Here is a 12,154-nt window from a genome sequence, read left to right as displayed (position 1 = left end):
CGGATCCTGCCGGGGGCCTACCGCTCTGTGCTGCTGTGGGGGCTCCGCTCGCTCCGGCTGTTGGCATCTCGCCTGATCCTGCCGGGGGCCTACCGCTCGGTCCTGCTGTTGGCATTCCTTTCGGCCCCGCTGTAGGCATTCGGCCCGGTTGCTGTGTCGGCGACGAGCTTCCCGCGAGCCCTGGCTTCGCCGAGGGGTTCGTTCCGGGGCTTGGCTTCCCCGACGGCGTTTGTCCCGTTGCCGGTGCCGGCGACGAGATTCTCGCCGATACCGGCTGCGGAGGCTGGGCTGTTCCCGGGCTCGATCCGGCTGACGGCGTTCCGACTGATCCGGGTTTCGGCGACGCGCCTCCCGCCGGTTCCGGCATGGGCGATGAGCCTGCCATCGGTTCCGGCTTCAGTGAGGGACCGACTCCCGGGCTCGGCTTGGGCGATGGGCTTGCTGCCGAAGCCTGTGAGGTCGATGGGTGTGAGCCGGCTGTTGCCCGACCGCCGTCCGGCCGAGTCGGCGAACTGCTCGTCACCGTGGTGCGTGAACCCGGTCCGGGTGTGACCGTGCTGTGTGTGGCCGTACCGGATCGGCTGCCGATGCCCGAATCGATTCCGGCGTCCGGACGAGCCGGGCCGGGATTCGTCGTCGCCGGGCCCTCTGATGCTGATCGGTGGGTGGCGGGCCGGGATGTCGGTGGGTGGCTGGTGTCGAACAGAGTGGGGTCGGGCGTTGTGTGCCCGGGTTTCGCCCCGCCGGAATCCGGTGCGTTGGCGGCTGCCGCGCCGGACTTGGGTGTGCTGGTGCCCGTCCCGCCTGGCCTTGGCGCGGTCGAGTGGGAGGTGCTGGTGGTTGCCGCGCCCGGTCTCGGCGAGCTGACGTTCGAGGCGCTGGTGTTTGTGGCACCCGGTTTCGGCGGGCTGATGTTGGAGGTGTTGGTGCTCGTCGCACCTGTCTTCATCGGGCTGGGGTGTGGGGCCTTGGTGTTCGTCGCGTTCGGCTTCGGTGGATTGACGTTCGCCGTGTTCGTCGCGTTCGGCTTCGGTGGGCTGACGTTCGCTGTGTTCGTCGCGTTCGGCTTCGGTGGGCTGACGTTCGCCGTGTTCGTGGGGTTCGGCTTCGGTGGGTTGACGTTCGCCGTGTTCGACTTCGTCGGGCTGACATTCGCGGTGTTCGCCGCGCTCGGGCTTGCCGGGCCGGGCGCTGGCGTGCCCGACCTGGTCGGGCCGGCGTTCATCGGGTCCGGAGGATGAGCCGCCGCGGACCGGCCTGGTACGGGCGCGTTCGAAGCGCTGGGCGACGGTGATGTCGACATGGGTGGGCCCTCGGCCGGCGCCCGGCTCGAAGCCGGCGGGCCCGGCTTCGGACGGTTGCGGTTGGGGGCCGGGCGGCGTGGCTCGGAGCGGTTGCGGTTGGGAACGCTCATGATCGCGCCCCACGCCGGGCCGCGGCCATGAACTCGTCCATGTCGCGGCGGCCACTCGCGATGGCGGCCTCCGGGGTCGGCGGCACGGCCTGCTGCACCTCACGCTTCCCGGCGATGGCGGCGATCCCGGCGCCGCAGAACAACACCACCGTCACGATGAGGGCTGCCGCCCACACCGGCATGACGAGCGAGAGAGCCGCACCCGCGGTGACGAGCAGTGCGCCGACGCCGTACAGGGCGATCACCCCGGCGCCGCCGAGCAGGCCCGCCCCCTTGCCGGCTTTCTTGCCCTTCTCGGTCATCTCGATGCGCGCCAGCGCCAATTCGTCACGGATCAGTGTGGTCACCTGTTCGCTGAGCCGGCTGACCAGATCCGCGGTCGATTGATCGGCTCGTGCGTCTGTGTGGGTCATCGTCCCTCCGTTCTGCACGGTTGTCCTGGCAGACGTACCCACCCCAATGCTGACTAATCGCCCGCCACCGGGACTGCCGGTTCCGGTAAGTGCTGGTGAACCGTCTTCTGCCGTGTGCCGCGACCCGATGTGCGCGAGTGGTGCCGGAGCCGGAACACCGGGGCTTCCGCGCGCCTCCCCGGGGTCAGCTCGCCGGTATCACGAGGCGGGTCTCGTAGGCGACGATGACCAACTGGGCGCGGTCGCGAGCGTTGAGTTTGGCGAGCAGACGGCCGATGTGGGTCTTCACCGTCGGCAGGCTGACCAGCAGATGGGCGGCGATCTCGGTATTGGACAGGCCGCTCGCGACCAGGGTGAGAACCTCGATCTCACGTTCAGTGACGTTCTCCAGGGCCTTGGCCGGCCGCGCACCCGGCTCCGGCAGGGTGGTGAAGTGGGCGACCAGCTGTCGGGTGATCCTGGGTGCCAGAAGCGCGTCGCCTGCGGCCACCACTTCTATTCCGGTGATCAGGTCCGCCGGGGCGACGTCCTTGAGCAGGAAGCCGCTGGCGCCGGCCCGCAGCGCAGCGAACACATACTCGTCGTAGTCGAACGTGGTCAGGATCAGCACCCGGGTCGAGGGCGTCTCCGGGGATCCGCATATGCGCCGAGTCGCCTCGATCCCGTCCATATCCGGCATCCGAATATCCATCAGGACCACGTCGGGTTGCTCCCGCCGTGCCAGTTCGACGGCCTCGGCGCCGGTGCCGGCCTCACCCACCGGGATCAGGCCTGGAGTGATCTCGAGCAGAAGGCGAAAGCTGGCCCGCAGAAGTGCCTGGTCATCCGCGATCAAGGCCCGTATCGGTTTCTCGATGTCGCTCACGTCGGTCCGCCGTCACTGTTCGTCATGCTGAGGATCAAGCCTCCTCCGTCCGCCGCGGTGTCGTGGCCGGGTTGATCGCCGGCGCCTGGCCGGTGGAGTGAACCGGTCCGGTGGTGGCCGCGTGTGAGCGAGCGGCCGATCACGACGTGGATCCGTACGGCAGGGTGGCGACCACCGCAAAGCCCCCGCCCGGACGTGGGCCTGCACTGAACGTGCCTCCGTAGGCGGCGACCCGCTCCCGCATACCGGCGATACCGGTCCCGCCGCCGGGTGCGGGCGAGTGGCGTCTCGCGCCGTCGTCGGTGACCTCGATCCGCAGCTGAGCGCCGGTGCTCTCGACGTCGACGCGGCATGCGGCGGGTGCGGCGTGGCGCACCACGTTCGTCAGTGACTCCTGCACGATCCGGTAGGCGGCCGCCGCCACGGAATCGGGCAGGTCTTCCCCGCTGCGGACGTCGAGCTGCACCGACACTCCGGCGGACTCCGCCCGCTCGGCGAGCCGCTCCAGATCGCCGAGCCTCGGCGGCGGCCCGTAGCCGGGCTCGGTCCGCAACGCGCCGACCGTCCGCCGTAGCTCGGTGAGAGCGCCCCGACTCTCCGCCGCGATGACGTCCAGCGCGTCGACCACCTCCTCGGGGCGCTGCCGGGCGACGTGGACGGCCACCGAAGACTTCACCGCGATGAGACTGAGGCTGTGCCCGACGGCGTCGTGCATCTCCCGGGCGATTCTCAGACGTTCCTCCGCCACCGCCCGGGCGGTGCTCTCGGCGGCGGTCACCTCGGCATGCCGGCGGCGCTCCCGCAGCGTCCACCCGACGGCCCAGCTCGAACCGCACACCAGCACGGCGAAGGCGATCCCACCGAACCCCGGCGAGGCCCCGCTGAACGCGGCGCCCACCACCAGGAAGCCCATCGCGATCAGGACACCGCGCGCACCCCGGTCGCCCTCCGACAGCAGTCCCACCGTGTACGCGGTGACCCCGGCGACGGCCACCGGCGCGGGCGAGGCGTAATCCGGGATGACGCCGGTGGCCAGAAGCGCGGCGGCTGCGACGGCGACCACGACGGCGGTGACGATCGGCCACCGCCGGCGCACGACCAGCGGAGCGCCGACCGCCACCCCGGCCAGGAGCGCCAGCCAGGTCGGCTCCGGCAGCTTGGTCGCCGGGGTGGAAATGGCCGCGAACCAGCACAGGACAGCGGCCGCGGCAGCGACCAGCAGATCGACGGCCCGCTGAGCTGCCGGGCCCATTCGTTGCACCAGGAGCAGTGGGGCGGGCATGTGGCGAGCGTATCCATCAACTTCTCCATGCGCGTCCACCCGCGGCACGTCAGACCACGGTATGACGAGGCCGGTTCAGGACCATTCCTGAGCTCGACGACAAGGCACGGCCCTCTGCGCGAATCTCGACGGCATGGCAGTCGAGCTGGAAGATCTGACCAAGACATACGACAGCGGCGCCGGCGTGGTGACCGCACTAGACGGAGTGACGACACATTTCGCCGAGGGCACCTTCACCGCCGTGATGGGGCCGTCCGGATCGGGGAAGTCGACGTTGCTGCACTGCGCGGCCGGGCTCGAATCACCCAGCAGTGGCGCGGTGACCATCGCCGGCATCCGCCTCAGCGATCTCGGGGAGACCGCCCTCACCCGGCTGCGCCGTGACCGTGTGGGGTTCGTCTTCCAGGACTTCAATCTGGTCTCGTCGCTGACGGCTGCACAGAATGTGGCGCTGCCGATCCGGCTGGCCGGCCGCCGTGCCGACGACGCTCTGGTGCGGGCCGCCCTCACCGAGGTCGGGCTGGGAGACCGGGCGGGTCATCGGCCACGCGAGTTGTCCGGAGGTCAGCAGCAGCGGGTCGCGATCGCCCGGGCGTTGTTCACCCGCCCGGCGGTGCTCTTCGCCGACGAGCCGACCGGGGCGCTCGACAACCGTACGTCCCATCAGGTTCTGGAACTGCTGCGCGGCCTGGTCGACCGGCACGGGCGGACCGTCGTGATGGTGACCCACGACCCGGTCGCGGCTGCCGTCGCCGACCGGGTGGTGCTGCTCGTCGACGGGCGGATCACCGACGAGCTGACGGGCGTCGACGCGGCCGGCGTCGCCGACCGGATGACCGCCCTGGAGCGGGCGTGATGGCCCGCGACCGGGCCGGCACCTTCGTCGCCGTGCTGCTCGGCACCACGATCGTCACCACCTTCCTGCTGTTGCTGGCCTCGGCGCGACCACGTGTTCCGGAGCGTTTCGAGGGGTTCACCGCGGTGGTGCAGAGCCCGGCCGCCGCCAACCGGGCCGACGAGTTCGTCGAGACGGTTCCCTGGCCGGCCGAGACCGCCAGGTCCCTGGCCGGGCGGTTACGCGTCGTTCCCGGAGTGACCGCTGTGACGATCGATCGTGACTTCTACGCCCAGCCGCTGAGGGACGGCCGTCCGGTGCCGGGCGTGACACGGGGACACGCCTGGCACGGTGCGGATCCAGGAGCGGGCCGAGCCGTCGTGGACCGGGATCTCGGCGTGGCCGTCGGTGAGTCCGTCACGGTTCTCACCGGAGCCGGCCCGGTCCGGTTCCGGGTCGCCGCGCACACCGACCTGCCCGGCATCCACGTCGGGGACGCCGAGGCGGCACGGCTGGGCCCCGGCGTCCGGGCCATCGGCGTGTCGGGCAGCCCCGACGTCACGGTGCTGCGGGCGGTGGTGGGAGCCGACGGGACCGTCCTGACCGGCGACGACCGAGGGCTGGCCGAGCCGCGCAACGACGCCCGCGTCCGCTGGATCGGCATGCAGGTGCTGACCGCGACCGCGGCGATCGCCGGGTTCGCCTGCGTCTTCTTGGTCGCCTCCACGTCGGCGTTCGAGGTGAACCAGCGCCGCCGCGAGATCGGCCTGCTCCGTGCGGTGGGGGCGACGCCACGCCAGATCCGCCGCATGCTGTATCGCTCGGCGTTTCTGCTCGGTTCCGCAGCGGCCGCGGCCGGCGTGCTCCTCGGGTGCCTGTCCGCGCTGGCGCTGGCACCGATGCTGGTACGTGAACGGCTCGAACCCGTCGGGTACATCGTGCACTGGGAGCCGTGGGCACTGACCGTCGCCTTCGCGGCCGGCCCCCTGATCGCCCTCATCGGTGCCGTGACCGCGGCCCGGCGCGTCTCTCGCATCGGCCCCATCGAAGCCTTGCGCACGGCTGAGCGGGAACCAGGGGCGATGAGCCGAACCCGATGGGGGATCGGCGGGGCCGCCGTGGCCGGTGCCATCGCCGCCGGCGTCGCGGGGGCCACGTCCGGGGAGCTACAGGACCTCGCGTCGTACGCGCTCCTGGGTGCGATGGCACTGATAGCGGCGGCCGCGCTGCTCGCCCCGGCGATCATTCCCGCATTGATCAGGATGGTGCTGGGACCGCTGCCCGGCATCACCGCGACCCTCGCCCGTGAGAGCGCCCGCGCCGCTGTCCGGCGCACCGCATCGACAGCTGCGCCGGTGCTGTTCACCGTCGCATTCGCGGTATTCGTGACCGGCACCGTGCAGACCTCGGCAGCCGCGTGGGACGCCGGGCGCACCGCGGTGGTGCCGTCCGCCCCCGTCCTCGTCCCCGACGAGACTCCCGGCCTGCACGACGGCGTCGCCGGACGGGCCCCGCTGGACAGTGTCGTCTACATCAGTGGCCGGGCCGTGGTCGCGATCGGCATGGACGGGGTGGAGCCGGGGACGGCGCTGGTACCGAGTAAGGGTGCCGAGCAGATCACGGTCACCTGGGGCGACGGCGTGACCGAGACCTTGCGGGTGACCGGTGTCGCGCCTCCGGGGCCGTTCACCGCCGAACTGTTCGTCGCCCGCGACGCGGCCCGGCGGCACGACCCGTCCGCCCTTGCCCCCGCCGTCTACCCGGCTCCCGGCGGCCCAGCCGGGCCCGGTGCGAGGGTGGCCGCCCCGGCCGATCTGGCACGGCAGATCGACACCGAGGACGACAGGCTGGTCGCCACCTTCACCGCACTACTGCTGGCAGTCTCGGCCGGGGCGGGTGCGCTGGCCGTGGTCAACACACTGCTCATGGCGGCGCGGAGGCGCGGCTCCGACCACCGCGTCCTGCGCTTGTCCGGGGCCACCGGAGGGCAGGTGCTGCGGGCGGTCGCGCTCGAGACGACGCTGACGGTGATCATCGGTTCGCTATTGGGCGGCGCGGCGGGGCTGATCGCCGTGGCCGGCTCGGCCCGGTCGTTGGGCGCCCAGGTCGGTCAGCACGTCCCGGTTCTGGTGTCCTGGCCGGCCACCGGTGTCACCATTCTGATCTGCCTGCTGCTGGCGGTCGCGGCGGCCACCATCCCCGCTGCCCGCTTCATCAACCGACCAGCCGCCGCCCGGTGATTCCGGGTGCGGTGCCACTCCTTCGCTGGACGGGCCAGGACGGAGAAACCCGAGCTCAGGACATATTGATGAATCGGGCGGGACGATCCCGTGCGGCAGGTGAGCGGAGGGCCGGCTCGGAGGGCGTGGCCGAGCGGAGGGCCGGCTCGGAGGGCGTGGCCGAGCGGAGGGCCGGCGGCAGAGGACCGGAGGGATTCGGTACGGGCGAGTACAGGATCAGCGCAGTCGGGGAGAGACCTGTCCGGGCAAGTGCGGTGTTCAGCCGAGTTGCGGGTCGATCGATGAGGGCAAGCGGAGAATCCAGCGGCGGTGCAGAGGAATCAGTGAGGGCGATCACGGACCAGTCGAGGGACAGTTTCCTGAGCCCTGACGGCAGCGTTGGTGAAGGGGGCGATGAAACCGGGCCCAGCGGAGGGATCGGCTGGGTGATGTGGGGGAACGGTTCTTCGGGTCGTGCGGCAGTGAGAAGGGCGTCCCGACGGCCGAATGCGGCGAAGTGTGGGGTTGGGATGACCGTGAGGTAGGTGGGGGTGAAGGAATGCCCGTTATGCGGCTTGGGATAAGTGGGGGTTCGCTTGATGCGTGCGTCGGGCGGGTATAACGGTGCCCATGCCTGATGCGCCCGTGTTGCTTGCCGGACGGTACCGGCTGGGCGCGAGCCTGGGCCGCGGTGGGATGGGCCAGGTGCTCCTGGCCCGTGACGAGACGCTCGAACGGGATGTGGCGATCAAGGAGATCGACCAGCCGTTCGGCGCCGATGGTGGGGCATCAGCGCGTCGCACCATCCGGGAGGCCCGGGCGGCAGCGCGGATCAACCATCCCAACGTTGTTCAGGTGTACGACGTGCTGCAGCTCGACGACCGCACCTGGATCGTCATGGAGTACGTGCCGAGCCGGTCGCTTCGGGAGGAGATCGCCGAACAGGGGCCGCTGGATCCCTATCGGGTCGCCCGCATCGGAGTAGAGCTTCTCGGAGCGCTGCGCACCGCCCACCGGCTCGGGGTCGAGCATCGTGACGTGAAGCCGGCGAACGTCCTGCTCGCCGACGACGGACGGGTGCTGCTCACCGACTTCGGCATCGCGGCCGTCGACGACGACGGGGTGATCAGTCGGTCCGACATCCTGGTCGGATCGCCGCACTTCATGGCGCCGGAACGAGTCAAGGGCGCCCCGAGCGGGCCGGAAGCCGACCTGTGGTCGCTCGGTGCCACCCTCTACGCGGCGATCGAGGGCCGTTCGCCCTATCAGCGTGGTTCGACGATGGCCACCCTCACGGCGATCGCCACCGAGGAACCGGATCCGCCGGTTCACGCCGGTGTGCTGCGGCCGCTGCTCGACGGTCTGCTCCGCAAGGACCCGGCCACGCGTATGACGGCCGAGGACGCCGAGAGCCTTGCCCGTGCCGTCATCGACGGATTGTCCACGTCCGCCGACAGCTCCGCGGAGCAGCAGACGAAACCTTCCGGTCTGGCGGGATTCGCCGCCAGTCTTCCGGGCGTGTTCAGGATTCCCCGGCCTCGGTTCTCCGGCGACAAATCGACCGGCGGGTCGCGCGGCGGCGATTCGCGCGGTAGCGGCTCGCGCTCCGGTGAATCCCGTAGCAGCGGCTCGCGTGCCGGCCGGTCGAAACCGGCACCGGTTTCGAGGGCAGCCGCGCCGGCTTCCAAGCCCGCACCCGCGCCAGGCGTCGGAGCCGCGGCCGAGTCGGCCGCGGAGTTGGAGACAGGGACGCGCGGCGACGCGGCGTCCCGCCCGCGCGTGGAGTCGGAGTCGGCGGCGGCCGGGTCGGACATGAAGCCGGAGGCGGTTCGGGGAGCGGCCGCCGGTTCAGGTGTGGAGCTTGAGCCGGGAGCTGACGGGGTCGCAGTTGCCGGGACGGATTCGGGGCCGGAGTCGGTTCCTGGATCGGCCGCCGGGTCCGGTGTGAAGGCTGAGCCTGGAGCGGACGCGGCGGGACGGGATCCAGAGGCGGTTCGGGAGGCTGCGCCTGGCTCGGGTGCGGATCTGGAGCCGGACGCGGACGCGGCGGCGAGGCCGGGTTCGGGACTGGATTCGGAGGCGGTTCGGGGGGCTGCGCCTGGCTCGGGTGCGGATCTGGAGCCGCGAGCAGACGCCGACGCGGCGGCCGGGACGGGCGCGGAACTGGATTCGGAGGCAGGCCCGGGAACGGTGGCCGCGCCAGCTGTAGGGACGGCTCCGGGCGCGGACGCGGCGGCGAGGTCGGGTTCAGGACCGGAATCGGAGGCGGTTCGGGAGGCTGCGCCTGGCTCGGGTGCGGATCTGGAGCCGGGAACAGACGCCGACGCGGCGGCGAGGCCGGGTGCGGATCCGGAGTCGGAGGCAGGCCCCGGAACGGTGGCCACGCCCGCCGTAGGAACAGATCCGGGAGCGGGCGACGGGCCGGGCGTTGGGCGGGAACCGGAAGCGGCCGAGCGGGCTGCGTCGTCGCCGGATGTCGCGATGGGTCACGGTGCAGTCCCGGATGCGGCGGTGGATCCAGAAACGGTGTCCGGGCCGACAACGGGGACTTCGCCGGAGGCCGGACGAGGGTCCGAGCCGGATGCGAAGGGCCGCCGGTCCGAGGCGGACACGAAGGTGGATACAGTCCCGCCGACTGTGGGCTTGGCGGTCGGGCCGGGTCGGCGCGGGTTCGACGTACCCGATGATGATGTGACCGGAACGGGTCGCCGCCGGCGTGGGTTGATCGTGGCGGTGGCGGCGCTGGCCGTCGTTCTTGTCGCGGGAGTCGCCTGGGCGGTGATCGGGCGCACGGGTAGCCCTGAAGCCCAGCCGACGCAGTCCGTGGCGGCGCCGGTGGGCGGTGCGACCGCGGGTGGCACGGCGGGAGCCACGTCGGCGACCCCGTCACCCGCGGCTTCGTCGAGTGCGGCGCCGATTCCGGTGCCGCCGAGCCCGACTCCGACGGGGGACGGGCGTCCCCAGCTGCCGGCCGGGTGGGTGAAGTACACCGATAAGACTGGCTTCTCTCTCTATGTCCCCGCGGGCTGGGAACGCTCGAAGGAGGGGAGCATCGTCTACTTCCGCGGTGACGGGAAGATCCTCGGCATCGACCAGACCGACGAGCCGAAGTCGAATCCGGTGAAGGACTGGACCAACCAGGCCGAGAACCGGGTCCGGGGCGGCGACTTCCCCCAGTACGACGAGGTGCACATCAAGGCGGTCGACTACTTCCGCAAGGCCGCCGACTGGGAGTTCACGTTCGTGCGCGACGGAGTCCGTCGGCACGTCAACAACCGTGGCACGGTGGTGGCCGACGACAAGGCCTACGGCATCTACTGGCAGACGCCGGACTCCGAGTGGAACGAGTCCCGCGACGACCTCCAGCTGGTGTTCGACAGCTTCGTCCCAGCCAAGAGCTGACAGGCCCGCGCCGATCCAGAGAGTCGGTGAGCCGGGCGGGCCGACTGGCTGCAAAGGTGGCCGTTCGGGAAAGATGCCAGGCCGAGGGCGCGAGAAGCGGCAGGTCTCGGCGCGCGGAAGCGCGAAAGGGCCGGGCGCGAGAGCCGGCACGGCTGGGCGCGAGGAACGCCGAAAGGCCGGGCGCGCGAAAAGGCGGCAGGTTAATGCGCGGAAGGGCGAAGGGGCCGCGCGTCGGAAGGGCGAACGGGCCGCGCGTCGGAAGGGCGAACGGGCCGCGCGTCGAAAGGCGGCGAAGCCGCCGGAGGTGCCGGGTCGCGAAGGTCGCCCCCGAGTCAACGCGGGATGGACTGGCCGGCGGCCCGCGCCGCCGTGGCCAGGCGGTCGGCGACCTCGGCGTGACCGGTAGCGACCAGACCGACGGTCACCCGCAGATGGGGTGCCGATCCCGCACCGAACGCGAAGGCGGTCCCCGCCGCCGCCCCGATTCCGGCGCTGGCCAGGCTGAGCAGGGCGGCCTGCTCGTCGGCGACGGGCAGCCAGAGGTTGAGGCCCTCGCCCGGCGGCAGGGTGATCCCGGCCGCCGCGAGACCGGAGGTGATCAGCCGGCGGCGGCGGGCGTACTCGTCGCGGGCGGCGGCGACGGCGGCGATCGACGCGGGGGCGGTGAGGAGGGTGAGCAGCAGGTGCTGGAGGAGCCGGCTGGTCCAGCCCTGGCCGAGCAGCCGCCGTTCCAGGATCGGGTCGAGGACCGTCGCGGGGCCACTGAGCGCGGCGAGCCGCAGGTCGGGGCCGTGTGATTTGGAGAAGCTGCGTACGTGGACGGTCTGCCGCGGGATGTGGGTGCCGACGGACAGCGGCGGCCCGGAGGACAACTCGCCGGCCGAGTCGTCCTCCACCACGTACACCTGCGGATTGTCGGCGAGGACCGCGGCGAGGGAGGCGGCCCGCGACGGTGACCACGACGCGCCGGTGGGGTTGAGGGCGCGCGGCTGGAGGAAGACCGCGGTGGGCCGGCGGGCCAGGGCGGCGGCGAGCCGGTCGGGCAGCATGCCGTGGGCGTCGGTGGCGACGCCGGCGACCCGGACGCCGAGCGTGTCGAGGAGGTCGAGCAGGGGCGGGAAGCACGGGTTCTCGACGAGCGCGACGTCACCGAGCCGCAGCAGTGCGGTGGCCACGTGGTCGACGGCGTCCATCGCCCCGTCGAAGATCGCCAGGCGTTCCGCGGGGTACGGCCACCGCTCCCGCAGCAGGGCCCCCAGCTCGGGCAGCACCGGCTCGTCGAGGTAGCTGCTCGGCGCGGGGGACAGGCCGTGCAGGTCGGGCAGGGACGGCAGCAGCGCCGGGTCGGGGACGCCGGTCGAGAGGTCGAGCCCGAATCCCGAGGTTCGCCGCAGCGCCGCCCGATAACGACCGGGACCGCCGGCGCCGGGGGTGGCGACGACGGTGCCCCGCCGGCCGTCGGTGCGGATGGTGCCGGCCCGCCGGAGGAGCTGCCATGCCGCGTTGACGGTGCTGGGGGAGAGCTGGAGTTCGGTGGCGACCGAGCGCACCGGCGGCAGTTTGCTCCCGCCGGTGAGGGCGCCGTCGCCGACGGCGCGGCTGACCGCTTCGGCGAGGCCGCGGGCGCTGGCGTCGGAGAGCCGTTCCATGACGGCCTGGTAAAACATTATGTGACAGTACAATCAAGTCATTGTTCGGTCTAGAGTCGTCACATAATCTCGGTG

8 protein-coding genes are annotated in these 12,154 nt (G+C 71.7%); 4 read left to right on the top strand and 4 right to left on the bottom strand.

The genetic code is table 11. The annotated features are described in order from the left end of the window. Positions 1–365: 365 nt before the first annotated feature. Entirely contained in the window at positions 366–1,241 is an 876-nt protein-coding gene (locus tag BC793_RS49790; protein WP_158319406.1) for a hypothetical protein, read from the top strand. Between the two features lie 169 nt (positions 1,242–1,410). On the opposite strand, the gene BC793_RS29190 is transcribed toward BC793_RS49790, so the two are convergent. The 3 genes from BC793_RS29190 to BC793_RS29180 form a co-directional block, all read right to left on the bottom strand. Further along, positions 1,411–1,827, bottom strand: a complete 417-nt coding sequence (locus BC793_RS29190) for a phage holin family protein (RefSeq protein ID WP_109598305.1) — start codon at positions 1,825–1,827, stop codon at positions 1,411–1,413. Positions 1,828–2,011: 184 nt separating this feature from the next. Continuing rightward, positions 2,012–2,692, bottom strand: coding sequence for a response regulator (locus BC793_RS29185; protein WP_373871213.1), 681 nt, complete (start codon positions 2,690–2,692; stop codon positions 2,012–2,014). Between the two features lie 139 nt (positions 2,693–2,831). Continuing rightward, positions 2,832–3,974, bottom strand: a complete 1,143-nt coding sequence (locus tag BC793_RS29180) for a sensor histidine kinase (RefSeq protein ID WP_109598303.1) — start codon at positions 3,972–3,974, stop codon at positions 2,832–2,834. 133 nt (positions 3,975–4,107) lie between these two features. Between BC793_RS29180 and BC793_RS29175 the strand changes: the two genes are divergently transcribed. From BC793_RS29175 to BC793_RS51660, 3 genes are all read left to right on the top strand, one after another. Continuing rightward, positions 4,108–4,830: an ABC transporter ATP-binding protein gene (locus BC793_RS29175; protein ID WP_109598301.1), complete on the top strand. Its 723-nt coding sequence runs from the start codon at positions 4,108–4,110 to the stop codon at positions 4,828–4,830. After that, positions 4,830–7,049: an ABC transporter permease gene (locus tag BC793_RS29170; protein ID WP_109598299.1), complete on the top strand. Its 2,220-nt coding sequence runs from the start codon at positions 4,830–4,832 to the stop codon at positions 7,047–7,049. Before BC793_RS29175 ends, BC793_RS29170 begins: the two co-directional genes overlap by 1 nt. 609 nt (positions 7,050–7,658) lie before the next feature. Continuing rightward, on the top strand, positions 7,659–10,430 hold the full coding sequence (locus BC793_RS51660; protein WP_109598297.1) for a serine/threonine-protein kinase: 2,772 nt from the start codon (positions 7,659–7,661) through the stop codon (positions 10,428–10,430). A 332-nt stretch (positions 10,431–10,762) separates the two neighbouring features. Here the strand turns inward: BC793_RS51660 and BC793_RS29160 are convergent, their stop codons facing one another. After that, a complete protein-coding gene (locus tag BC793_RS29160; protein ID WP_109598295.1) occupies positions 10,763–12,097 on the bottom strand; it encodes an aminotransferase class I/II-fold pyridoxal phosphate-dependent enzyme in 1,335 nt (444 codons plus the stop codon). Positions 12,098–12,154 lie beyond the last annotated feature (57 nt).

Origin of the sequence: Actinoplanes xinjiangensis, from assembly GCF_003148685.1 — a bacterium.
GTDB classification, from domain to species: Bacteria; Actinomycetota; Actinomycetes; order Mycobacteriales; family Micromonosporaceae; genus Actinoplanes; species Actinoplanes xinjiangensis.
The sequence above is the reverse complement of the archived record's forward strand: the minus strand, read 5'-3'. Positions and strand labels throughout refer to the sequence as shown.